Genomic DNA, 22,832 nt, shown 5'->3' with positions numbered 1-22,832 from the left:
TCGGCCACGGTGGGTGGTGCCTAGAGCTCCGGGTAGAGCGGGTACTTCTCGGCCAGCGCGGTCACCCGGGTGCGCAGCGCCGCGATCTTGGCCTCGTCGAAGCCAGGGAGCAGGGTCTCGGCGATGATGTCGGCGACCTCGGTGAAGTCCTCGGCCTGGAAGCCGCGGGTGGCCAGCGCCGGGGTGCCGATCCGCAGGCCGGAGGTGACCATCGGCGGGCGCGGGTCGTTCGGCACCGCGTTGCGGTTGACCGTGATGCCGACCTCGTGCAGGCGGTCCTCGGCGTCCTGGCCGTTGAGCTCGCTGTTGCGCAGGTCGACCAGGACCAGGTGGACGTCGGTGCCGCCGGAGAGCACCGAGACACCGGCCGCCGTGGCGTCGTCCTGGAGCAGGCGGGCGGCCAGGATCTTGGCGCCCTCCAGGGTGCGCTCCTGGCGCTCCTTGAACTCCTCGGAGGCCGCGACCTTGAAGGCCACCGCCTTGCCGGCGATCACGTGCTCCAGCGGGCCGCCCTGCTGGCCGGGGAAGACCGCGGAGTTGATCTTCTTGGCCAGCGCGGCCTTGGAGAGGATCACACCGCCGCGCGGGCCGCCCAGGGTCTTGTGGGTGGTGGTGGTGACCACGTCCGCGTAGGGCACCGGGGACGGGTGCAGGCCGGCCGCGACCAGGCCGGCGAAGTGCGCCATGTCGACCATCAGCAGGGCGCCGACCTCGTCGGCGATCCGGCGGAACTCGGCGAAGTCGAGCTGGCGCGGGTAGGCGGACCAGCCGGCGATGATCAGCTTGGGCTGGTGCTCCTTGGCGAGGCGCTCCACCTCCTCCATGTCGACCAGGCTGGTCTTCTCGTCCACGTGGTAGGCCACCACGTTGTAGAGCTTGCCGGAGAAGTTGATCTTCATGCCGTGGGTCAGGTGACCGCCGTGGGCCAGGTTGAGGCCCAGGATGGTGTCGCCCGGCTGGATCAGCGCGAACATCGCGGCGGCGTTGGCCTGCGCGCCGGAGTGCGGCTGGACGTTGGCGGCCTCGGCGCCGAACAGCGCCTTGATCCGGTCGATGGCGATCTGCTCGACCACGTCGACGTGCTCGCAGCCGCCGTAGTAGCGCTTGCCGGGGTAGCCCTCGGCGTACTTGTTGGTCAGCACCGACCCCTGGGCCTCCATGACCGCCACCGGGGCGAAGTTCTCGGAGGCGATCATTTCCAGGGTGGACTGCTGGCGGTGCAGCTCGGCGTCGACCGCGGCGGCGATCTCCGGGTCGAGAGCGTGGAGGGACTGGTTGAGAACCGTCATGGTGGCGTCTTCCCGTGGGGCTCTGGTGCTGAGGGGGTGTCGCGCGCAGCGCCTCGCTGGAAGGGTGGCGGTGGGCGACGGGTGGGACGGAGGGCGGCCGCCGCGCTGCGGCCGCCCTTTCAGATGAGTCAGCCCGCGGTGAACGCGGTGTACTCGTCGGCGCTCAGCAGGTCGTCGGTGTCGGTGACCTTGAGCTTGAACAGCCAGCCACCGGCGAAGGCGGCCGAGTTGACCAGGGCCGGCTCGTCTATGACGTCCTGGTTGACCGCGACGACCTCGCCGGTGGCCGGCGAGTACAGGTCGCTGACCGACTTGGTCGACTCGAGCTCGCCACAGGTCTCGCCGGCGGTCACGGTGTCGCCCACGGACGGCAGGTCCACGTAGACGATGTCGCCCAGCGCGCCGGCGGCGTGCTCGGTGATGCCCACGGTCGACACGCCGTCAGCGTCGGCCTCGGTCAGCCACTCGTGCTCCTTGCTGTACTGCAGGTTCTGCGGGTTGCTCATGAGCTCATTCTCCATTAGCGGGAAGCGGGTGTGCGGAAGCGGTCCGCTCAGTGGACCGCGGTCCGGCGGACGGTGTGGGGGACGGGATCAGCGGGCGCGCTTGTAGAACGGCAGCGCGACGACCTCGACCGGCTCGTGCTTGCCGCGCACGTCCACGGCGACGGCGGTGCCGGGAGCCGCGAAGGCGGCGTCCAGGTAGGCGATGGCGATCGGCTTGCCCAGCGTCGGGGAGGGCGAGCCGGAGGTGATCCGGCCGATCACGGTGCCCTCGGCGTCGACCACCGAGTACTCGGCGCGCGGCACCCGCTTGCCCTCGGAGACCAGGCCGACCAGCTTGCGCGGCGGGTTCACCTCGGCCTGGGCGGCGGCCGCCTCCAGGGCCTTGCGGCCGACGAAGTCGCCGCCGTTGGTGGTCTTGTCGAACCGGACCACGCGGCCGAGGCCGGCGTCGAACGGGGTCAGCGAGGTGTCCAGCTCGTGCCCGTAGAGCGGCATGCCGGCCTCCAGGCGCAGCGTGTCGCGGCAGGACAGGCCGGCCGGGACCAGGCCGTGCGGGGCGCCGGCCTCGGTGAGCGCGTGCCACAGGTGCTCGGCGTCGGCGGGGGCGCAGAAGATCTCGAAGCCGTCCTCGCCGGTGTAGCCGGTGCGGGCCAGCCACACCTGCTTCTCCGCGACGGTGGCGGGCAGCAGCGCGTAGTACTTCAGCCCCGGCAGGTCGGCGTCGGTGACCGAGGAGAGGATCGCGTTCGCCTCCGGGCCCTGGACGGCGAGCAGCGCGTAGGCGTCGCGGTCGTCGCGCACCACGGCGTCGAAGCCGGCCGCGCGCTCGGTCAGCGCGTCCAGCACCACCTGGGCGTTGGAGGCGTTGGCGACCACCATGTACTCGTTCTCGGCGGTGCGGTAGACGATCAGGTCGTCCAGGATGCCGCCGTCCTCGCGGCAGATCATGGTGTAGCGGGCGCGCAGCACGCCGAGCGCGGAGATGAAGCCGACCAGCGCGTGGTCCAGCAGCTCGCCGGCCTGCGGGCCCAAGACGGTGATCTCGCCCATGTGCGAGAGGTCGAAGAGGCCGGCCTTGGTGCGGACGGCGAGGTGCTCCTCGCGCTCGCTGCCGTAGCGCAGCGGCATGTCCCAGCCGGCGAAGTCGGTCATGGTCGCCCCGAGGGCGCGGTGCAGGGCGTCGAGCGCGGTCAGGCGCGGGGACATGGCGGGACTCCGGTCTGTAACAGGCAGATGGGCCCTTCTCGCCCGATGGTGGGCAAGGAGGGACGGTGGAGTCTCCCCGTCTGTCGTCACAACCTGAGAGCTTCACCGCGACCAGCATGGCGCGGCTTGCACCGTGGGTGGGCGCACGGCACGGCCGTGTTCCGCTTTCCAGATTCGCCTCGCCCACGCGGTATCGGGTGCCTGAGAGATTCCGGGGAGGACTTGCTCCTTCGGCGCCGGTCCGTGCCCTGCGGCACCTCCGGACTCTCCCGCGCGGGTTCGAACGGCCAGTATGAAGTTCTGTTTATCGCGCACATCATGGCATGCCCGTTCGCTCAGCGGGAGTGGGGGCGGTGCCGACGGCGGGACAGTGGCCAGTCGGCCGGCCGCCGCCTGGTGCGTAGTGGCCAGTGGGCCGGCCGCCGCCTAGTAGTCTGCTCCGGTGGAGACTCAGGGGTTTGCCGTGCCCGCGCCCGCGTGGGCCGAGCCGGGGCAGCCGCCGACCGGCGGAGGGTGGCCGGCGAACGAGCTGGAGCAGGTGCTCAGTGCGGCGATCGGGGACCCGGGCGCGACGCCCCGGGTGATCGAGGTGCTGGCGCGCAGTCACGTGTGGATCCCGCTGCCGGTCGGCGCAGATCCATCCGGTCAGGCACTCGACCTGCCGACCATCGAGCTGGCCGGCGCCCGTTATGTACCGGTCTTCTCCTCCGAGGAGCAGTTCGTCCGGCACGCGCCGGGAATGTCCTGCGCGGTCGCCCCGGCCTGGGAGTTCGCCCGCGGGCTGCCGCTCGGGCTCGGCATCGCCGTCAACCCCGACGCCCCCGTCGGCATCCCGGTGCCGCCCGAGGGCGTCGGCGAGCTGCGGCGCGGGCCGCGCGAGCAGCGCTGGGACGCGGTCGCCGGGTCGCCGGACGCGCCGGTCGGCGACGGCGCCCGGGTGGCGCTGCGCGAGCCGGAGCCGCACGAGGAGCCGGTGGCGTTCCTGACCGCCGTCTGCGCCGAGCTGGCCGCGCTGCCAGGAGTACTGACGGCCCGTCGGGCGCTGGCCTCGGTGGAGGGCGAGCCGACGGTGCTGTTCGTGGGCGTGCAGCTGGATCCGTCCCACCCCGCCGACCCGGCCGGGGCGAACGCGGCGCTGGGCCGGGCGCTGGGCGTGGCCCCGCTCCCCGGGGGAGTGCACATCGTGCTGCTGGACCTGGCGGCGGACCCGGTGGTGGACTGGATGCTGACCCAGGTGCGCCCGTTCTACCAGCGGGGTTGATCCGGCGATGGGCGAGTCGAGAGAAGGGCGCGTGCGGTGACGACGGGAGCGACGGGCGGATCAGGGCCGTGGAGCCCGGCCTCGGTCCCGGGTACCGACCCGGGCACCCTGGAGCGGGCCCTCAAAGAGGTCGCCCCGGACCGGTTCGAGGCCTATGAGCAGCTGCTGCGCGAGCTGTCGGCGGGCCGGGTGTGGATGCTGCTGTGGCACGGCAGCCCGGGCAGCCCGGACGCCCAGTACGGGAACATGGACATCGGCGGCCACGGCTACGCGCCGGCCGTCACCTCGCCCGAGCAGCTGACCGCCAGCGGTTGGAGCCGGGCGCACGAGGTGATCAGCGGCAAGGAGATCGCCGCCACCCTCTACCGGACCCGCTGGGGCCTGTGGCTCAACCCGCACACGCCCGGCGGCGGGGTCGGGGTGCCGTGGGCCGATCTGCGCCGGATCGCGGCCGGGCTGGACCGGTTGCCCGCCGGGCCGCTGCGGCTGAGTGAGCCCCAGGTGCCGGGCACCGAGGCGTTCTTCGGGCTGCTGCAGCACCAGGCGCCCTCCGTGCGTCCGGTGCGGGCGCTGCGCCGGGCCTGGGTGCGGCCGGTGCTGGGGGAGCCCTACCTGGCGATCGGGCTGGAGCTGTACGACAACTCGCCGCCGGCCGTGGAGGCGGTGCGGGCGCTGATGCAGCGGGCCATCTCGCAGGCCCCGCAGGGGTTGGCGGTCTCCACGGTGGCGCTGAGCGACGACTACGACCCGGTGGCGCTCTGGATGCGGGCCAACGCCCGGCCGTTCTACCACCGCGAGGCGACCCCGCCGCCGGCCGTGCCGCCGTATCCGATGCCGACCGGCTACGGCTATCCGACGCCGAGCCCGTGGCCGCAGCAGCCCTGGCCCGGCCGCTGAGCGGACACCCCTGTTCGCATAGCGAACGCTCATGTGGGACTTGAGCGGAATCTGAGTATCCGGTGCCCGGGTCGTCGATAACGGCCCGGGTAGAGCCATGTCGTCCTCCACGCTTTCTGACGAGCTGTCAACTACCGTATCCAGTGGCCTGCTGGACCAGGCGGTCATAGCTGGTGTGCGCATGGCGGGTTTAGGGATCTCGATAATCGGTAGATCACAGTTGGGCATCCTTCACCAATGGGGGCTGGCGCCGAACTGGCGAGAACGTGAAGAGTTCTGCGCACCGCACCAGCCGAGCAGCCCGAACGTATGGCAAGCAGGCTCTGACCAGGACCTGACACCGCCATGCCCGATTTCGGGCTGCCTTGGGCCGACGACCGTCGGCGAGGGGACGCCAACTGCTGATGAGCACAACCACCGACACCACCGCCGCCATTCCGCCGGACCCGGGGGCGCCGATCGCCGACGCGCCGCAGACCCGCATCGAGGGCCGCTCGCTCGGCCGGATCGCCTGGCTGCGCTTCAAGCGCGACAAGGCGGCCATGGCCGGCGGGATCGTGGTCATCCTGCTGATCCTGCTCGCGGTGCTGGCCAAGCCGATCGAATCGGCCTTCGGTCTGGACCCGAACGCCCAGAACCCCGACCTGCTGAACGCCGACCTCGGCGGCCTGCCGAACGGCAACTTCGGCGGCATGAGCGGCAGTCACCTGCTGGGCATCGACCCCGGGCTCGGGCGCGACCTGCTCTCCCGGATCATCGAGGGCTCCTGGGTCTCACTGCTGGTCGCCTTCGGCGCCACGCTGCTGTCCAACACCATCGGCACCGTGCTCGGCGTGATCGCCGGCTACTACGGCGGCTGGGTGGACACCGCGATCAGCCGGGTGATGGACACCTTCCTGGCTTTCCCGCTGCTGCTGTTCGCCATCTCGATCTCGGCCTCGCTGCAGGGCGGCGCCTTCGGAATGCACGGCCTGCCGCTCCACATCAGCGTGCTGATCTTCGTGATCGGCTTCTTCAACTGGCCCTACATGGGCCGGATCGTGCGCGGGCAGACGCTCTCGCTGCGCGAGCGGGAGTTCGTCTTCGCGGCCCGATCGCTGGGCGCGCGGGGCCCGTTCATCCTGTTCAAGGAGCTGCTGCCGAACCTGGTCGGTCCGATCCTGGTCTACTCGACCCTGCTGATCCCGACCAACATCCTCTTCGAGGCCGGCCTGAGCTTCCTCGGAGTCGGCATCCAGCCGCCGCAGGCCTCCTGGGGCGGGATGATGAACGACGCGATCAACTACTACCAGGTGGACCCGCAGTACCTCATCGTCCCGGGCGTGGCGATCTTCATCACCGTGCTCGCCTTCAACCTGCTGGGTGACGGACTGCGCGACGCGCTCGACCCGCGCAGCAACTGATCCTCTGAGTCCCACTCGGCTCGTCTGAGTCCCACTCAGTTCGTCTGAGCTCCACTCAGTTCCTCTGAGCCCCACTCGGTTCGTTTGACCCACGACACACTTGCAAGGGGTTGATCCAGCAATGCGCCGTAATCGTACTCTCGCCCTGGCCGCGGCAGCCGCCACCGCTGTGCTGGTGGTGAGCGGCTGCGCCAGCAGCAAGGGCGGCACCACGGGCGGATCCTCGTCCGCCGCCGGTGCCAACGCCGCCACCAAGGGCATCGTGAACGCCTCCGACCACAAGGGCGGGACGGTCACCTACGAGATGAAGGGAACCCCGGACTCGCTGGACCCGGGGAACACCTACTACGCCTACATCTACAACTTCTCGCGGCTGTACGCCCGTGCGCTGACCACCTTCACCCCCGCCCCCGGCGCGCAGGGCAACAAGCTCGCCCCGGACCTGGCGCAGGGCATGGGCCAGGTCAGCGCGGACGGCAAGACCTGGACGTACAAGCTGCGCCCGGGCCTGAAGTACGACGACGGCACCCCGATCACCTCCAAGGACGTCAAGTACGCCATCGAGCGCAGCAACTTCGCGCCCGACGTGCTCTCCAACGGCCCGACCTACTTCCAGCAGTACCTGGTCGACAACCCCACGCCGTACCAGGGTCCCTACAAGGACAAGGACCCGGCCGGCCTGCACTCGATCGGTACGCCGGACGACACCACCATCACCTTCCAGCTCAAGCAGCCGTTCGCCGACTTCGACTACCTGGTCAGCGCGCCCGACACCGCCCCGGTGCCGCAGGCCAAGGACGAAGGCGCCAACTACGTGAAGCACATCGTCTCCAGCGGCTCCTACAAGTTCCAGTCGTACGACGACGGCAAGGGCGCCGTGCTGGTGCCCAACACCAACTGGGACGCGAGCACCGACCCGCTCCGCAAGCAGCTCGCGGACAAGATCGTGCTGAAGATGAACATCGACCAGCAGACCATCGACCAGGACCTGATGTCCGGCAACGCCCAGGTCGACCTGGTCGGCGGCGGTGTCGACCCGCAGACCCAGGCCAAGATCCTGCTGGATCCGAAGCTGAAGGCGCAGAGCGACAACGCCGCCGGCGGCCGTCTCGCCTACCTGGCGCTCAACACCAAGCAGGCGCCGCTGGACAACGCCGACTGCCGCAAGGCCGTGGAGTACGCGATCGACAAGGTCGCGGTGCAGACCGCCGAGGGCGGCCCGATCCGCGGTGACATCGCCACCACCGTGCTGCCGCCGGACGTCACCGGCCACCAGGACTTCGACACCTACGCCACCCCCGGCAACAAGGGTGACGTCGACAAGGCCAAGGCCGAGCTCAAGGCCTGCGGCCACCCGGACGGCTTCAAGACCGTGATCACCGCCCGCACCGAGCGTGACACCGAGGTCAAGGCCGCCACCGCCATCCAGGGCGCGCTGGCCAAGGTCGGCATCACGCTGGAGATCCAGCAGTACCCGCAGGGCAAGTACTTCACCGACTACGCGGGCGTGCCGGACTTCATCAACCAGCACGGCGTCGGCATGATGATGATGCAGTGGGGCGCCGACTGGCCGACCGGCCTGGGCTTCCTGCAGCAGATCACCGACGGCCGGGCGATCAAGTCCTCCGGCAACAGCAACATCGCGCTGCTGAACGACCCGAAGGTCAACAGCCTGCTCGACGACGCGGCCACCAACAACTCCGGGGACGCCCGCAACAAGGACTACGCCCAGATCGACAAGCAGGTCATGGATGACGCGGCCTACGTGCCGCTGACCGACTTCAAGGTCTTCAACTACCGCCCGGCCAGCGCCACCAACATGGTCTCCACCTCGGCGTTCAGCGGTGAGTACGACTACCTCAACATCGGCACCACCAGCAACAACTAAGCGGCACCACCGGGTCATCGAGACCCACCACGTAAGAGTCCGGCTCACCATCCCTGAAGGCAGGTGAAGGCGAGCGGAGCCCCGCCCCGACCGCCGGTCCCCACCGGGACCCAAGGTCGGGGCGGGCCCCAAGCCGTCCGACTGTGTTCTTCTACATCCTCCGCAGGACGTTCGCCGCCCTGGTACTGCTACTGGTCGTCAGCGCGGTCACCTTCGGCATCTTCTTCCTGCTACCGCGCCTGGCCGGTGAGACCACCGACCAGCTGGCCGCCCAGTACATCGGCAAGAACCCGAGCCCCGAGGCGCTGGCCGCGGTCAAGAAGAACCTGGGTTTCGACCAGCCGCTGTACGAGCAGTTCTGGCACTTCGTCAAGCAGATCTTCGTCGGTGCCACGTACAAGTACGGCCCGGACGCGTCCACTTGCCACGTCCCCTGCTTCGGCTACTCGTTCAAGAACCACATCGAGGTCTGGCCCGAGATCGAGAGCCGGATCCCGGTGACCTTCTCGCTGGCGCTCGGCGCCGCGGTGCTGTGGCTGCTCTCCGGCGTGACCACCGGCGTGATCTCGGCGCTGCGGCCCAAGTCCTTCTTCGACCGCTTCTCGATGGGCATCGCGCTGGCCGGCGTCTCGCTGCCGATCTTCTTCACCGGCGCGATCCTGCACTACCTGTTCAGCTACAAGTGGGTCGTCTTCGACAACCTGCACTACGTCAACTTCACCGATGACCCGGTCGGTTGGTTCACCAACCTGATCCTGCCCTGGGTGTCGCTGGCCTTCCTCTACTCCGCGCTCTACGCCCGGCTTACCCGCGCCGGGATGCTGGAGACGATGAGCGAGGACTACATCCGCACCGCGCGGGCCAAGGGCCTGATCGAGCGCAAGGTGGTGATCCGGCACGGTCTGCGCGCCGCGCTCACCCCGATCCTCACCATCTTCGGCATGGACCTGGGCCTGCTGCTCGGCGGCGCGGTCATCACCGAGCAGGTCTTCTCGATGCAGGGCATCGGCTTCTTCGCGGTCTCCGCGATCAAGGACAACGACCTGCCCAAGATCCTCGGCGTCACCATGATCGCCGCCTTCTTCATCGTGCTCTGCAACCTGCTGGTTGACCTCCTGTACGCCGCCGTCGACCCCCGGGTGAGGCTCTCATGATCGTCGAACCCGTGACCGACCGCGTTTCCGAGGACCACGACTCCTTCCTCTCGGTGCGCGACCTGCGCATCCACTTCGACACCGACGACGGCCTGGTGAAGTCCGTCGACGGCGTCAGCTTCGACCTCGCCCGCGGCAAGACCCTGGGCATCGTCGGCGAGTCCGGCTCCGGCAAGTCCGTCACCTCGATGGGCATCATGGGCCTGCACCGCTCCAAGCGGGCCCGGATCAGCGGCGAAATCTGGCTGGACGGCAAGGAGTTGGTCGGCGCCGGGCCCGAGGAGGTGCGCAAGCTGCGCGGCCACTCGATGGCGATGATCTTCCAGGACCCGCTGACCGCGATGCACCCGTACTACACGGTGGGCGCCCAGATCATGGAGGCCTACCGGGTGCACCACCCCGAGGCCAACAAGAAGGCGGCCCGCACCCGGGCCATCGAGATGCTGGCCCGGGTCGGCATCCCGCAGCCGGACCGCCGCGTCGACGACTACCCGCACCAGTTCTCCGGCGGCATGCGCCAGCGCGCCATGATCGCCATGGCGCTGGTCAACGACCCGTCGCTGCTGATCGCCGACGAGCCGACCACCGCGCTCGACGTCACCGTGCAGGCCCAGATCCTGGACCTGATCCGGGACCTGCAGGAGGAGTTCGGCTCGGCCGTCATCATCATCACCCACGACCTGGGCGTGGTCGCGGAGCTGGCCGACGACATCATGGTGATGTACGCCGGGCGGTGCGTGGAGCGCGGCCCCGCGGCCACCCTCTTCGACAACCCCGAACACCCGTACACCTGGGGCCTGTTGGGCTCCATGCCGCGACTGGACCGGGCGCTCCAGGACCGCCTGGTGCCGGTCAAGGGCAGCCCGCCCAGCCTGATCAACGTGCCCAGCGGATGCGCCTTCCACCCGCGCTGCCCCTATGCCGAGCAGACCGGCGGCCGGTCGATGACCGACCGGCCGGTGCTGGCCGAGGTGACGGCCGGGCACCACGCCGCCTGCCACCTGCCGGCCGCCGAACGGCACCGGATCTTCGCCGAAGAGATCGCACCGCGGCTCTGAACTGCCTAAGGATTCAAGGATCATGACGGATACTCAGAGCACGCAGGGCACTCAGGGCACTGTTTCGGTGCGCAAGTCCGCCGGGGAGCCGCTGCTGCGGGTCACCGACCTGGAGCGGCACTTCCCGGTCAAGGGCGGCATGCTGCGCGGCAACCGCGGCGCGGTGCGGGCGGTGGACGGGATCAGCTTCGCGGTCAACGCGGGCGAGACCCTGGGCGTGGTGGGGGAGTCCGGCTGCGGCAAGTCCACCATGGGGCGGCTGGTCACCCGGCTCGACGAACCCACCGGCGGGAAGATCGAGTTCGAGGCCAGGACATCACCCACCTGAGCACCGGCCGGATGCGGCCGCTGCGCAAGGACATCCAGATCATCTTCCAGGACCCGTACTCCTCGCTGAACCCCCGGCACACCGTGGGCACCATCGTGGGCGCGCCGTTCCGGCTGCAGAAGGTCGCCACCGAGCACGGCGTCAAGCGGGCCGTGCAGGACCTGCTGGAGCTGTGCGGCCTCAACCCCGAGCACTACAACCGCTATCCGCACGAGTTCTCCGGCGGCCAGCGGCAGCGCATCGGGATCGCCCGCGCCCTGGCGCTCAAGCCCAAGATGGTCGTGGCCGACGAGCCGGTCTCCGCGCTCGACGTCTCCATCCAGGCCCAGGTGGTCAACCTCCTGGACGACCTGCAGCGGGAGCTCGGCCTCACCTACCTGATCATCGCCCACGACCTCTCGGTGGTCCGGCACGTCTCGGACCGGGTCGCCGTGATGTACCTGGGCAAGATCGTGGAGATCGCGGACCGCGAGGCCCTCTACCGCAGCCCCGCCCACCCCTACACCAACGCCCTGATGTCCGCCGTCCCGGTCCCGGACCCGCGCCGCAAGGAACGCCGCGAGCGCATCCTGCTCACCGGCGACGTGCCCTCGCCCCTCAACCCGCCGAGCGGCTGCCGCTTCCGCACCCGCTGCTGGAAGGCGCAGGACGTGTGCGCGACCCAGGAACCGCCGCTGGCGGAACTGAGCACGGGGCACCGGGTGGCTTGCCACTTTCCTGAAAACCAGGGGGCCCTGAAAACCAGGGGGGCCCTGAAAACCAGGGGCGCGAGGCGGCCGCTGCCCCGGTGGCGGACGCTTCTGAGTAGCCGTCAGCCTGCGGCGCGGTCCGTTCTCGGGCTGCGCCGCTCGGCGGCCGGCATCTGTCAGTAGTGGTAGCGGGCTTGGGCGATCTCGACGGACCCGTCGGTAACCCGGTATACGAGGCGGTGCTCGTCCGTGATCCTCCTGGACCACCAACCGGACAAGTTCTCCTTCAGCGGTTCTGGCTTCCCGGCGCCCTCGAAGGGTGTCCGCTGAATTTCCTTGATCAGACGGTTGATCCTCTTGAGGATCTTCGGGTCCGCTGTTGTCCAGTGGGTGTACTGCTCCCAGGCATGGCTGGAGAAGACGACCTTCACGCGGCCGATACCTCGTCGTGCGGTTCGATGAGGTCCCTCGCCTGCCCGCGCCCGGCGTCCAGTTCGGCGATGGACTCCATGAGGATCTGCGCGTTGCGCGGCGAGCGCAGCAGGTAGACCGTCTCCTGCCAGGAGCGGAAGTCCTCGGCGGACATGATCACCACATCGCCGTGTTCGCGGGAGGTCACCTCGATCGGTTCATGGTCCTCGTTGGCCTGCTTGATCAGCGGGTAGAACCGTTGTCTGGCTTCGTTTGCCGAGATGGCCATGTGCTGACCTCCAGAGATGCTTGAGCACGTCTGCGTATCAGTCGTACGGCTTTACCGTACCACTCGCTGTGGGATGAAATGCCTGTGGAAGTGGAACCTCAGCGTGTCCGGCTCCTCCGGCCCGGGACGGTTGGTGGCCAGCAGTGCAAATCCGGCCATCAGCGGCGGGCCGAAGGCTGCCCACCGCGTGACGCGTCGGACGGTGCCGGCGGACGGGGCTGTTTCGGTTCGGGATGACGTTCTGGGCACGGCCCACAGTGTGGCGAACGGCACTGCCGACGGGGAGGGCGGGGTCCGGAATTCGGAGGCCGGGCCTCGGCCGGGTGACACTGTGGCGGTGACATCGCAGATTTTCAGCCACGACGTGCAGCAGACCCTGGACTTGATCGGCATCTTCGTCTTCGCCCTGTCCGGGGGTCTGCTCGCGGTCCGAAAGAACATGGACATCTTCGGCATCTGCGTACTCGCCGAGGCCACCGCCCTCGGCGGCGGAGTGATGCGGGACCTGCTGATCGGCGCCGTCCCGCCGGTCGCCTTCACCAACATGGGCTACTTCGTGACCCCGCTGGTGGCCGGCCTGGTGGTCTTCTTCCTGCACCCCGAGGTGGAGCGGATCAACCGCAGCGTGCAGACCCTGGACGCCCTCGGCCTCGGCCTCTTCTGCGTCACCGGCACCGCCAAGGCCCACGACTACGGCCTCGGCTCGGTCCCCTCCATCGCCCTCGGCATGCTCACCGCGGCCGGCGGCGGCGTGATCCGCGACGTCCTCGCCCAGGAGACCCCGTCCCTGCTCCGCTGGGACCGCGAGATCTACGCCGTCCCCGCCCTGGTCGGCGCCACCATGGTGGCCATCCTCATCGCCACCCACCACCTGACCACCCTCACCGCCACCACCGCCGCCCTCACCGCGTTCGTACTGCGCATGCTGGCGCTGCGGTACGGCTGGCGGGCGCCGCGGGCCTGGCACCGCAACGGGGCGCGGGTGAGCGAGGAGTAGGGACCGGGTAGGCAGGGATCTGTGACGGCCGCGACGGTGGGTCGGGCGGCTTGGGAGGTCACGGCCCGTCCCGCAAAGGGTGGTGGTGGGCCAGGAGCCTCGCGGCTGCTTCGTGCATCGCGCGTTCGGTGGTTTCCCGGTCGGCAGGGCGGTCCTCCCAGGTGCTCCAGAGGCCGAGGAACTCCACGATCACGCTCTCGATGTGCGGTGAGCGCTCCAAGTGGCAGGCGGACCAGTAGATTTCGTGGCCGGCCTGGTAGGGCTGGCGGGTGCCGTCGAGCAGCGCCTCCGCCTCCCAGAGCATGAGTCGGCGCCAGGCGTCCTGTTGGTCCGGGATGGGGAAGCCGAGCTCCGCCATCGCCTGGACGAAGAGGTCCTGGGATGCGTCCGAGCGGGAGAGTCCGGCGAGCTCGCGCAGGGCGGGGCTGTCGACACCGGCGGCGAGGGCCTCGGCCGCGAGCATCGGGAGCTCCTCGGAGGGCTGCTCGGCGAGGGCGAGCCGGATGGCGGCTCTGCGTAGGCGATCCACGAGCGGAACCCTACGGTCCGGACCTCGGCGGGGTGACGGTCGGCGCCGCCTTCGCCCCGCAGCGGCTGTCGCACCAGCGCGGCGTCGGGGAGCCGCCGTAGGCCAGCGACACCGCCTCCACCGTGCACAGCAACTCGGGTAGCAGGCGGTTCAGTTCACCCAGCGGCGCCACCGACGTCGGCACCGAGATGGCGCACGCGGCTATGGCGCGCCCGTCATTGCCCTTGATCGGGGCGGCCAGGCAGTTGACGCCCGCCGCGTAGTCGGCCTGGTCGAGGGACCAGCCTTGGCGGCGTACGGCGGCGAGGTCGGAGTGCAGGTCGACGGGCGAGCGCGCATCCTCCATGACGGTGGCCAGTTGGTCATCCGTCAGGTCGGCCAGCAGGACCCGGCCGGCGGCGGTGGCTGCGGCGGGGGCGCGGCCGCCGATCCGGGAGGCCTCGCCGGGCCAGCAGTCCGGTGGGGCGGGGTAGCGGGCGTCCACCTTGTCGACGTAGAGCACCTCGCCGCCGTCCAGCACCGCCAGGTGAACGGTGTGGCCGTAGCGTTCGTTGAGCGAGGCCAGGTAGGGCGCGCAGACCTGGCGGACGTCGATGTCCTCAAGGGCGGTGTGGGCCAGCGAGAGCAGCCGGCCGCCGAGCCGGTAGCGGTGGTCGGCCTGGCGCTGGACGAAGCCGTGCTCCTCCAGGGTGCGCAGCAGCCGCAGCGCGGTGGACTTGTGCACCCCGATCCGGTTGGCGGCCTGCTCCAGGGAGGCCGGGCCGTCGCCCAGCGAGGTCAGAATGGTCAGCGCTCGGTCCACGGTCTGCGACATCGGGCCCCACCCCCAAACGTGAACACGCCCCAGCCGTCGTGCCGCAGCACGCTAATGGCGCGTTGCATGGCGTGCAATGGCCAAATCGACACTTGGGCAGGGGAGCCCGGCCCCGTTCCGCCTACACTGGTGCCGCCATGCCATACCTCGACCATGCGGCCACCACCCCGATGCTCCCCGAGGCGATCGCCGCGATGACGGCGCACCTCGGCGTCACCGGCAATGCCTCCTCGCTGCACGCGGCCGGCCGCCGGGCCCGCCGGGTGGTCGAGGAGTCCCGCGAGTCGCTGGCCGCCTCGCTGGGCGCCCGGCCGAGCGAGATCGTGCTCACCGGCGGTGGTACCGAATCGGACAACCTTGCCGTCAAGGGCCTCTACTGGGCCCGCCGTGACGCCGATCCGGCGCGCACCCGGGTGCTGTGCAGCCCGGTGGAGCACCACGCGGTGCTGGACGCCGTGGAGTGGCTGGCCGAGCACGAGGGCGCCCGGGTCGAGTACCTGCCGGTGGACGCTCACGGCCGGGTGCACCCGCAGGCGCTGCGCGAGGCGATCGGGAGCGATCCGGCGGCGGTCGCGCTGGTCACCGTGATGTGGGCCAACAACGAGGTCGGCACCGTCCAGCCGATCCGCGAACTGGCTGCCGTGGCGCGCGAGTTCGGCATCCCGATGCATGCCGACGCGGTGCAGGCGCTGGGCCAGGTGCCGGTCTCGTTCGCCGACTCGGGGCTGGACGCGCTGACCGTGACCGGCCACAAGATCGGCGGTCCGTACGGGATCGGCGCGCTGGTGCTGTCCCGTGGCGCGGCGCCGGTGCCGCTGCTGCACGGCGGCGGCCAGGAGCGCGACGTACGCTCCGGCACCCTGGACGTGCCCGCCGCGGCCGGCTTCGCGGCGGCCGCCGCCCTCGCCGTCGAGCGGCGCGGCGAGCATGCGGCGGAGCTCGCCAAGCTCCGTGACGACCTGATCGACCGGGTGCGGGCGGCGGTGCCGGACGCGATCCTCAACGGCGACCCGGATCCGGCCGGCCGGCTGCCCGCCAACGCGCACTTCTCGTTCCCCGGCTGCGAGGGCGACGCGCTGCTGATGCTGCTGGACGCGGCCGGCATCGAGGTCTCCACCGGCTCGGCCTGCTCCGCCGGGGTGCCGCAGCCCAGCCATGTGCTGCTGGCGATGGGGGCCGAGCCGAAGCTGGCCCGCTCCTCGCTGCGGTTCTCGCTCGGGCACACCTCCACGCCGGCGGATGTGGACGCGCTGGCGGAGGCGATCGGCCCGGTGGTCGAGCGGGCCCGCAACGCCGGTCGGCGCTAGCGGACCAGCGGGCTTGGGATGCCGGTCGGTGCCGGCAGGGCAGCGGGTCCGTAACGCCGGTCGGCGCTGGGACGGCTGGCATGGGCCCACGGCCCATTGCGTACGCTTGGGAGCACTATGACTGACTTCCCAGGTGCCCCGAGCGGGCCGTCCACCGGTTCCCGTCTGCGCGTGCTCGCCGCGATGTCCGGCGGGGTCGACTCCGCCGTCGCCGCCGCCCGCGCGGCCGAAGCCGGGCACGAGGTCACCGGGGTGCACCTGGCGCTGTCGTCCAACCCGCAGTCGTTCCGCACCGGCGCCCGCGGCTGCTGCACCCTGGAGGACTCCCGGGACGCCCGCCGGGCCGCCGATGTGATCGGCATCCCGTTCTACGTCTGGGACCTGGCCGAGCGGTTCCGCGAAGACGTGATCGACGACTTCGTCGCGGAGTACGCGGCCGGCCGCACGCCCAACCCCTGCCTGCGCTGCAACGAGAAGATCAAGTTCGCGGCGCTGCTGGACAAGGCGGTGGCGTTGGGCTTCGACGCGGTCTGCACCGGCCACTACGCGCGGATCGTCGACCTGCCCGGCGGCGGCCGCGAGCTGCACCGCGCGGTGGACCCGGCCAAGGACCAGTCGTACGTGCTGGGCGTGCTGGACGCCGAGCAGCTGGCCCACTCGCTCTTCCCGCTCGGCGACACCACCAAGGAGGAGATCCGGGTCGAGGCCGAGCGGCGCGGCCTGGCGGTGGCGAAGAAGCCGGACAGCCACGACATCTGCTTCATCGCCGACGGCGACACCCAGAAGTTCCTGGCCCAGCACCTGGGCACGGCCGCGGGCGACATCGTGGACGCCGACGGCACCAAGCTCGGCGAGCACGACGGGGCGTACGGCTTCACCATCGGCCAGCGCAAGGGCCTGCGGATCGGCCGCCCGGCCGCCGACGGCAAGCCGCGCTACGTGCTGGACATCTCCCCGGTGACCAACACCGTCACGGTCGGCCCGGCCGAGGGCCTGGACGTGCTGGGGCTGACCGCGATCCGGCCGCGCTGGTGCGGCGCCGCTCCGGTCGGCGAGGGCCGCTACACCGCGCAGTTGCGCGCGCACGGCGAGGAGGTGCCGGTGACCGCCGAGGCGGCCGGTGGCGAGCTGCGGGTGCGGCTGGAGCGGCCGGTGCGGGGGATCGCGCCGGGGCAGGCAGTGGTGCTGTACGACGGCACCCGGGTGGTCGGCTCGGCCACCATCTCGGCGACCGAGCGGCGGGACACCGCGAAGATCTGAGGCGACCGGAGAAGCGGGGATCTGATAAGCCTGTTCGCACTATGAACATCACCGTCTTCTGCTCCGCGTACTCGCTCGACGATCGCTACGCCGCCCCCGCCGCCGAGTTCGCCCGGCTGCTCGGCGCCGGCGGCCACACCCTGGTCTGGGGCGGCTCCAACGCCGGCCTGATGGGCCTGCTGGCCGACGAGGTCAAGGCGGCCGGCGGCAAGCTGGTCGGCGTCATGGTCGAGCTGCTCGCGCACAAGGGCTACCCGGGTGCGGACGAACTGGTGATGACCGGCGATCTGGCCGAGCGCAAGGCCGAGTTGCTGGCCCGGGCGGACGCCGTGGTGGTGCTGGTGGGCGGCCTCGGCACGCTGGACGAGATCACCGAGGTGCTGGAACTCAAGAAGCACAACCTGCACGGCAAGCCGATAGTGGTGCTGGACACCGAGGGCTTCTGGACCGGCCTGCGCGTGCAGTTGGAGCGGATGGACACCGAGGGCTTCCTGCCGCGCCCGCTCGACGAGCTGATCACCTTCGTCCAGACTCCCGCCGAGGTCTTCGCCCTCCTCGACAGCCACCAGAATTCCTGAAAGGTCGTCATGCCCACTCATCTGCTCACCGGTGCCGGCTCCGGCATCGGGGCCGTCACCGCCCAGCGCCTGATCGAGCGCGGCGACGAGGTCTGGCTGCTCGCCCGTGACGCCAAGCGCGCCACCGAGCTGCGCGAGCGCTTCCCCGGGGCCCGCACCCTGGTCGGCGACCTGGCCGACCCGGCCAAGCTGTCCTGGGCGTTCGGCCACCAGCAGCTGCCGCTGGAGCTGGACTCGCTGCTGCACATCGCCGGCATGGTGGAGCTCGGCCCGATCGGCGACACCCCGGTCAAGGTCTGGCAGGAGACGCTGGCCGTCAACCTGGTCGCCCCGGCCGAGCTGACCCGGCTGCTGCTGCCCCAACTGCGCCAGGCCCGCGGGCACGTGGTCTTCGTCAACTCCGGCGCCGGGCACAACGCCCACGCCGAATGGGGCTCCTACGCCGCGAGCAAGCACGGGCTGCGGGCGCTGGCCGATTCGCTGCGCCACGAGGAGCACGGCAACGGCGTCCGGGTCACCTCGGTCTACCCGGGCCGCACCGCCACCCCGATGCAGGCCAAGGTCCACCAGCAGGAGGGCAAGGAGTACGACGCCGACCGCTGGATCGCCCCGGAGTCGGTGGCCACGGCGATCCTGACCGCCGTCGACCTGCCGCGCGACGCGGAGATCACCGACATCACGGTGCGCCCGGGGCGGTAGTAGCCGGCAGGCGCGGAAGTTCCGTGCCCGGACGGGCCGCATGTACGCCAGTCGGCTCGTCCGCTCCGCCGTGCTCTGCGTCGTCGTCGCCGGCACGGTCACGGCGTACGTCAGGCCGCTCTGACCGCCAGCCGGCACCAGACCTCCTTGCCGGCATCGCCGAGCGGCCGGACGCCCCACTCCTCGGCGAGCAGGTCGACCAGGAAGAGGCCGCGCCCGCCGTCGCGGGCGCAGTGCTGCTGGAGCACGGTGAGGCCGAGTGCGGCGCCGTCGGCCACCCCGATGTGCAGCCGGTCGCCGTCCAGGCGCCAGGCGACGGCGGCGCTGTCGCCGCCGTGCAGCAGGGCGTTGCCGACCAGCTCGGAGAGCACCAGGCAGGCGTCGTCGGGGTCCAGGCCGTGGGCGGTGAGGTGGCCGTGGAGGCGGTGGCGGGCCGAGCGCAGGGTGGAGCGGACGACGAGGGCGAGGAGGGTGTCTTCGCCGGTGGGATCGGCCTTCCCGTCGGGGACGGGCTCGGCAACGGAACAAGACGCATAGTGGTCTCCAGTCCTGTGGGATCAGCGCCCCCGAGTCCCCGTGTACGGTGGCCCGCCCCGGCCGGCCGGTGTGCGCGTCGCGGCCGACGGGGGCGGGCGGGCCCGCGCGGCCGCTTCCCCAAGCTCAGCTGCGCGGGAGTTGTGTGGTGATGCGTGGTGGGTGGTCCCGCCCACGGCGACGGGGGCGCCTGGCGGGCGGGACCTGTCGCCGTCGGCCAACGCCCTTGGCCGACGGCGGTGTCGGCCCCTCCTCACCAGGTGAGGGGCCGGGCCCGCAGAGACACTCGGCTCTGCGGGAGCTGTGGGAGCTGCGGGAGCTTCTGGGAGTGCTAGGCGGCGCGGGCCTGGAGGGAGCGGTGGACGACGGAGCACAGGCTTGCGCTCAGGGACAGCTCGACCTGGGTGTGCAGCTGCCTCATCAGGTAGAGGGTGGCGTCCAGCTCGGGTGCGGTGGTGCCGGTGCGCTCGGTCACCTGGAGGTCCAGCGTGCGCCCGAGGGTGCGCAGTTCGGACAGGGCGGCGGCCTGGTCGAACGGCAGGGGTGAGGTGGGGGAGGCGGCGTGCACGGGATTCCCTTTCGGTTCAGGCTGGTTGTCCAACTTGGCTGAGCAGTCGGGTGGTTGGGGTTCGGCGGTCAACTCGGGCGGTCACGCTTTCGAGTGAAGTCGAGCCCTGTCGCTCGCCGCTCGCGTATGGGCGCTCGTGGCATCCGCCCCAGCCAAGTCGACTGTCATCTAACCGACTTGTGGTGTAGGCGGGTCATCGGCAGTCCGGCCTGCCATTGCGTGGCTGCTCCTCTCCGCAGCCGACTCACTACCGGGAGCACAGACTGTCCTCTAGGCTCAAAGTGCTTGCAACGTGGCCGATTAGAAAGAAAAGTCAGCCTTGAACATCAAGCCGCTCAACCCGGAAGCCTCCCCCCGAGCCGCCTTCGGCGCCGAACTGCGACGTGTCCGCGAGGAGCTGGGCATGACGCAAGAGCAGTTCGCCGAGCGGACGGGGTACTCGCCGGGGCACATCTCGTCCGTGGAAACTGGTCGGAAGGCGCCAACTTTTCGGTTCGCGCAGAAGGCTGACCTTGCGTTCGGCACCGGCACCAAGTTCGCAAACCTGTTCTTCGATGTCCAGGCGAGCTCGTTGCTCCAGGGGTTCGGTCAGTACGTGACCCAGGAGGCCAAGGCGACGGAGCTGCGGGTCTTCGAAGTGGGCATCATGCCGGGCTTGCTGCAGACGCCGGAGTATGCGCAGGCCCTCGCGATGTCAGCGGTGAGCCGAGGAAGCATCACCAAGGTTCAGGCAGGTGAACGACTGGAGGTTCTGGCGAATCGTCAGAAGCTCCTCACTCGCAAGCCGCCCGCGCAGATCTACGCAGTCCTTGACGAAAGCTGCATCCGGCGGCCGATCGGGCCTCCAGAGGTCATGGGCGCGCAGCTCGACTACCTTGTCGAGGTGGCCGGTCTACCGCATGTGACGCTTCAGGTGGCACCGTTCGCCATGGGCGAGAGTCGGAGCATCAACCTGCCGGTCTACCTGCTTGTGCTGCCTGATCGATCAGTGGCCGCATATTCGGAATCCGCTCTGCAGGGCTCATTCGAGCGTGATCCCGAAGCCGCGCACCGCTTGCTGACGGCCTACCATCATCTGCAGGTAGAGGCGCTGTCGCAGGCAGCCTCCGTGGCGCTGATCAGCAAGGTGAGAAGGGAACTTCAGTGAGCGACCTCAAGTGGTTCAAGTCCAGCTACAGCGACAACGGTGGCGCCTGTGTCGAGGTGGCCGCCAACGTCCCCGGCGTCATCCCCGTCCGTGACTCCAAGGACCCCGAGGGCCCGTCCCTCACTTTCACTCCCGCCGGCTTCGCCGCCTTCGTGGCGGGCGTGAAGGGCGGCGAGTTCGGCGCGATCTGACACAAGCCCCTGTGCAGCCACCGACGGCTCCGCAGGGGCTTTGTGCTACCCGGGGAGTTGCCTGCGCTCGCCGTATGGGTAGAACGCGGCTGACGGCCCGCCGCCAGTAGAGGGGAACCCGATGATCAACCCCGAGTGGTTCAAGTCCAGCTACAGCGGCACCAATGGCGGCGACTGTGTCGAGGTGGCCGCCAACATCCCGGGCGCGGTGCCCGTCCGTGACTCCAAGGACCCCGAGGGCCCCGCCCTCACCTTCACCCCCGCCGGTTTCGCCACCTTCGTGGCGGGCGTGAAGGCCGGCGAGTTCGGCGCGATCTGACGAGCCCTTGCTAGGGCGGCCGGAGAGGTGGCGTCGGTTTCGCCGTGCTCGCTCGTTCAAGTCGGCATGGCCAAGCCCTGCCCGAGCGACGTCACCTCCCGAACGGCATCGAGTCCCTCACGAGCTTGGTCGATGTAGGCATCCAGACGGTGTTCGCGAGCGAGGTGGAGCGCGCGCTCGAAGGCTGCCTGGCCGCGTCCCGTTCGCCGAAACGAAGATGGGTGCGGCCGGTGATGACCAGGCAGTCGGTGGTGCCGACGACGTCCCCGAGCCGCTCGCGGACTGACGTGGTGCTGTTGCGGTATGCGCCGAAGGGGCGTGAGGGGGCGCACGGGTGGTTGCGCAGGGTGGTCGCGCGATCGCCGAGGGTCGTTTGGCGAGGCGAGGGCGAGGTAGCGTGCGCGGTGGAGCGGGTCGCCCCCGAACAGAAAAGGGGCGAGCCCGGCGGGTGTTGACGCACCTGGGCCGGGCTCTTCATCCGCCGAGTGGTGCTCAAGGAAAGGCCACTGAGGATGCTTAGGAATGTTATCGCGCCTGCGCGCGCCTTCACGCAGATCGCCAATGCGCACATCTGGGATGACGAGCTGTCAGATGCTGCCTTCCGGTTGCTGGTTCGGGCGCTCGCGCTGTCGGATGCGGCGGCGCGGGGGACGACGGTGACGGAGCTGGCCGCCGGGTTGACGGGTGGTCGGATCACCGCGGACCGGGCGCGGCGGCAGCTGGGGAAGAAGGGGCTGCTGCACTCGACGAAGTGGCGGAACGCGGCCGGGCAGGTGCGGTCGGAGTCGCTGGTGTCGAGCGTGCCGCTGCGGGCGGAGGAGGCGGCGGGGATCTTCGCGCAGCGGCGGGGGTCGGGGGTGTCAGGAACATTGCCGGCGCCACGGCGGGGAGAGTTGGCCCGGCAGAGGTCTCGGTGTCCGCCACCGTCTCCGCTGAGGGCGAAGCCGACGGTGCACCGGGTGCCGGATCACAGGAGGTCGGCCCACCCGACTCCCCGTCGCCCGGCACCGCCCTCCCTGCGGAAGGAACACTGGGGGAGCAGACGTCTTCCCCCCTCCCGGTCCCGCGAGGCGAGCTGCTCGACTGCGAGGCGGCGGAGCGGGTGCTGCTGTCGCTGCGCAAGGTGGACGCGCGCCTGGTGCTGGGGTCGGCGGAGGCGGCCCGGCTGGCGCCGTTGGCCGCCCAGTGGCTGGCCAGAGGCGTCAGCGCGGCAGGATTGCGGTACGCGCTGGCGGCCGGGCTACCCCCGCACGTGAAGTGCCCGGCGGCGTTGGTGCGGCACCGCTTGCGGGAAAAGATGCCCGAGGACGAGGCCGACCGGGTGCCGCTGAAGCTGGCGATGTGCACGGGCTGCGAGCGGGGGTTCCGGGTCATCGCGGACGAGGAACGGTGTGGTGAGTGTCGCGCTGCGTCACCGGTCCAGCCGCCCGAGCCCGCCCCGGCCCGCCCGGGCTGGCGGGAGCGAATGCGGCTGGTCGGTGGCGGAAGCCCGGTGCTGGATCACTGACCG

24 protein-coding genes, 1 pseudogene and 1 riboswitch are annotated in these 22,832 nt (G+C 70.4%); of the genes and pseudogenes, 16 read left to right on the top strand and 9 right to left on the bottom strand.

Features of this window, described 5'->3' with window-relative positions; genetic code table 11:
- Positions 1-20: 20 nt before the first annotated feature.
- The 3 genes from glyA to gcvT all read right to left on the bottom strand — a co-directional run bounded on the left by glyA (position 21) and on the right by gcvT (position 3,001).
- Positions 21-1,289, bottom strand: coding sequence for a serine hydroxymethyltransferase (gene glyA / locus E6W39_RS15560; RefSeq protein WP_141634036.1), 1,269 nt, complete (start codon positions 1,287-1,289; stop codon positions 21-23).
- A 128-nt stretch (positions 1,290-1,417) separates the two neighbouring features.
- Positions 1,418-1,795 (bottom strand): glycine cleavage system protein GcvH, encoded by a 378-nt coding sequence (gcvH, locus tag E6W39_RS15555; protein ID WP_101382267.1) that lies wholly within the window; start codon positions 1,793-1,795, stop codon positions 1,418-1,420.
- An 87-nt stretch (positions 1,796-1,882) separates the two neighbouring features.
- On the bottom strand, positions 1,883-3,001 hold the full coding sequence (gcvT, locus tag E6W39_RS15550; RefSeq protein ID WP_141634035.1) for a glycine cleavage system aminomethyltransferase GcvT: 1,119 nt from the start codon (positions 2,999-3,001) through the stop codon (positions 1,883-1,885).
- A 178-nt stretch (positions 3,002-3,179) separates the two neighbouring features.
- A riboswitch (glycine riboswitch) is annotated at positions 3,180-3,283 on the bottom strand.
- 181 nt (positions 3,284-3,464) lie between these two features.
- On the opposite strand from gcvT, the gene E6W39_RS15545 reads away from it, so the two are divergent.
- The 7 genes and pseudogenes from E6W39_RS15545 to E6W39_RS15515 all read left to right on the top strand — a co-directional run bounded on the left by E6W39_RS15545 (position 3,465) and on the right by E6W39_RS15515 (position 11,862).
- The gene (locus E6W39_RS15545) at positions 3,465-4,262 is read left to right on the top strand and encodes an enhanced serine sensitivity protein SseB (RefSeq protein ID WP_181799283.1); all 798 of its coding nucleotides are present in this window, start codon (positions 3,465-3,467) and stop codon (positions 4,260-4,262) included.
- A 36-nt stretch (positions 4,263-4,298) separates the two neighbouring features.
- Positions 4,299-5,159, top strand: coding sequence for an enhanced serine sensitivity protein SseB C-terminal domain-containing protein (locus tag E6W39_RS15540; protein ID WP_181799282.1), 861 nt, complete (start codon positions 4,299-4,301; stop codon positions 5,157-5,159).
- Positions 5,160-5,563: 404 nt separating this feature from the next.
- On the top strand, positions 5,564-6,562 hold the full coding sequence (locus E6W39_RS15535) for an ABC transporter permease (protein ID WP_101382270.1): 999 nt from the start codon (positions 5,564-5,566) through the stop codon (positions 6,560-6,562).
- 121 nt (positions 6,563-6,683) lie between these two features.
- Positions 6,684-8,450, top strand: a complete 1,767-nt coding sequence (locus E6W39_RS15530; RefSeq protein WP_141634033.1) for an ABC transporter substrate-binding protein — start codon at positions 6,684-6,686, stop codon at positions 8,448-8,450.
- Between the two features lie 143 nt (positions 8,451-8,593).
- On the top strand, positions 8,594-9,604 hold the full coding sequence (locus tag E6W39_RS15525; protein ID WP_101382272.1) for an ABC transporter permease: 1,011 nt from the start codon (positions 8,594-8,596) through the stop codon (positions 9,602-9,604).
- Positions 9,601-10,662, top strand: coding sequence for an ABC transporter ATP-binding protein (locus tag E6W39_RS15520; protein ID WP_141634032.1), 1,062 nt, complete (start codon positions 9,601-9,603; stop codon positions 10,660-10,662). The genes E6W39_RS15525 and E6W39_RS15520 overlap by 4 nt, the downstream gene beginning before the upstream one ends.
- Positions 10,663-10,684: 22 nt before the next feature.
- Positions 10,685-11,862 (top strand): annotated as a pseudogene (locus E6W39_RS15515) (ABC transporter ATP-binding protein).
- On the opposite strand, the gene E6W39_RS15510 reads toward E6W39_RS15515, so the two are convergent.
- Positions 11,856-12,110 carry a Txe/YoeB family addiction module toxin gene (locus tag E6W39_RS15510; protein ID WP_141634031.1) on the bottom strand — a complete coding sequence of 85 codons (255 nt, stop codon included), beginning with the start codon at positions 12,108-12,110 and terminating at the stop codon, positions 11,856-11,858. The pseudogene E6W39_RS15515 and the gene E6W39_RS15510 overlap by 7 nt on opposite strands.
- Entirely contained in the window at positions 12,107-12,379 is a 273-nt protein-coding gene (locus E6W39_RS15505) for a type II toxin-antitoxin system Phd/YefM family antitoxin (protein ID WP_141634030.1), read from the bottom strand. The genes E6W39_RS15510 and E6W39_RS15505 overlap by 4 nt, the downstream gene beginning before the upstream one ends.
- A 337-nt stretch (positions 12,380-12,716) precedes the next feature.
- Here E6W39_RS15505 and E6W39_RS15500 point away from each other — a divergent pair, with 337 nt between their 5' ends.
- Positions 12,717-13,376: a trimeric intracellular cation channel family protein gene (locus E6W39_RS15500; RefSeq protein WP_141634029.1), complete on the top strand. Its 660-nt coding sequence runs from the start codon at positions 12,717-12,719 to the stop codon at positions 13,374-13,376.
- 58 nt (positions 13,377-13,434) lie between these two features.
- Here E6W39_RS15500 and E6W39_RS15495 read toward each other — a convergent pair whose 3' ends face one another.
- Together E6W39_RS15495 and E6W39_RS15490 are read right to left on the bottom strand one after the other, a co-directional pair.
- Positions 13,435-13,905 carry a hypothetical protein gene (locus tag E6W39_RS15495; RefSeq protein WP_141634028.1) on the bottom strand — a complete coding sequence of 157 codons (471 nt, stop codon included), beginning with the start codon at positions 13,903-13,905 and terminating at the stop codon, positions 13,435-13,437.
- A gap of 10 nt (positions 13,906-13,915) precedes the next feature.
- Positions 13,916-14,719: an IclR family transcriptional regulator gene (locus tag E6W39_RS15490; RefSeq protein WP_141634027.1), complete on the bottom strand. Its 804-nt coding sequence runs from the start codon at positions 14,717-14,719 to the stop codon at positions 13,916-13,918.
- A 137-nt stretch (positions 14,720-14,856) separates the two neighbouring features.
- Here E6W39_RS15490 and E6W39_RS15485 point away from each other — a divergent pair, with 137 nt between their 5' ends.
- From E6W39_RS15485 to E6W39_RS15470, 4 genes are all read left to right on the top strand, one after another.
- Positions 14,857-16,026, top strand: coding sequence for a cysteine desulfurase family protein (locus E6W39_RS15485; RefSeq protein ID WP_141634026.1), 1,170 nt, complete (start codon positions 14,857-14,859; stop codon positions 16,024-16,026).
- Positions 16,027-16,143: 117 nt separating this feature from the next.
- Positions 16,144-17,286: a tRNA 2-thiouridine(34) synthase MnmA gene (gene mnmA / locus E6W39_RS15480; protein ID WP_141634025.1), complete on the top strand. Its 1,143-nt coding sequence runs from the start codon at positions 16,144-16,146 to the stop codon at positions 17,284-17,286.
- Between the two features lie 41 nt (positions 17,287-17,327).
- Entirely contained in the window at positions 17,328-17,864 is a 537-nt protein-coding gene (locus E6W39_RS15475; RefSeq protein WP_141634024.1) for an LOG family protein, read from the top strand.
- A 9-nt stretch (positions 17,865-17,873) separates the two neighbouring features.
- A complete protein-coding gene (locus E6W39_RS15470) occupies positions 17,874-18,563 on the top strand; it encodes an SDR family oxidoreductase (protein WP_141634023.1) in 690 nt (229 codons plus the stop codon).
- Positions 18,564-18,673: 110 nt separating this feature from the next.
- Here the strand turns inward: E6W39_RS15470 and E6W39_RS15465 are convergent, their stop codons facing one another.
- Positions 18,674-19,006: an ATP-binding protein gene (locus E6W39_RS15465; protein ID WP_323809152.1), complete on the bottom strand. Its 333-nt coding sequence runs from the start codon at positions 19,004-19,006 to the stop codon at positions 18,674-18,676.
- A gap of 422 nt (positions 19,007-19,428) precedes the next feature.
- Positions 19,429-19,665 (bottom strand): hypothetical protein, encoded by a 237-nt coding sequence (locus E6W39_RS15460; RefSeq protein WP_141634021.1) that lies wholly within the window; start codon positions 19,663-19,665, stop codon positions 19,429-19,431.
- Positions 19,666-19,984: 319 nt separating this feature from the next.
- Here E6W39_RS15460 and E6W39_RS15455 point away from each other — a divergent pair, with 319 nt between their 5' ends.
- From E6W39_RS15455 to E6W39_RS15440, 4 genes are all read left to right on the top strand, one after another.
- Positions 19,985-20,812: a helix-turn-helix domain-containing protein gene (locus E6W39_RS15455; RefSeq protein ID WP_141634020.1), complete on the top strand. Its 828-nt coding sequence runs from the start codon at positions 19,985-19,987 to the stop codon at positions 20,810-20,812.
- On the top strand, positions 20,809-21,003 hold the full coding sequence (locus E6W39_RS15450) for a DUF397 domain-containing protein (RefSeq protein WP_141634019.1): 195 nt from the start codon (positions 20,809-20,811) through the stop codon (positions 21,001-21,003). Before E6W39_RS15455 ends, E6W39_RS15450 begins: the two co-directional genes overlap by 4 nt.
- A gap of 121 nt (positions 21,004-21,124) precedes the next feature.
- Positions 21,125-21,322: a DUF397 domain-containing protein gene (locus tag E6W39_RS15445; protein ID WP_141634018.1), complete on the top strand. Its 198-nt coding sequence runs from the start codon at positions 21,125-21,127 to the stop codon at positions 21,320-21,322.
- Between the two features lie 913 nt (positions 21,323-22,235).
- A complete protein-coding gene (locus E6W39_RS15440) occupies positions 22,236-22,829 on the top strand; it encodes a hypothetical protein (protein WP_141634017.1) in 594 nt (197 codons plus the stop codon).
- The last annotated feature ends 3 nt before the right edge of the window (positions 22,830-22,832 follow it).

This window comes from Kitasatospora acidiphila, assembly GCF_006636205.1.
Lineage (GTDB): Bacteria > Actinomycetota > Actinomycetes > Streptomycetales > Streptomycetaceae > Kitasatospora > Kitasatospora acidiphila.
Note: the sequence above shows the minus strand (reverse complement) of the source record. Positions and strands in the feature narration are given on the sequence as shown.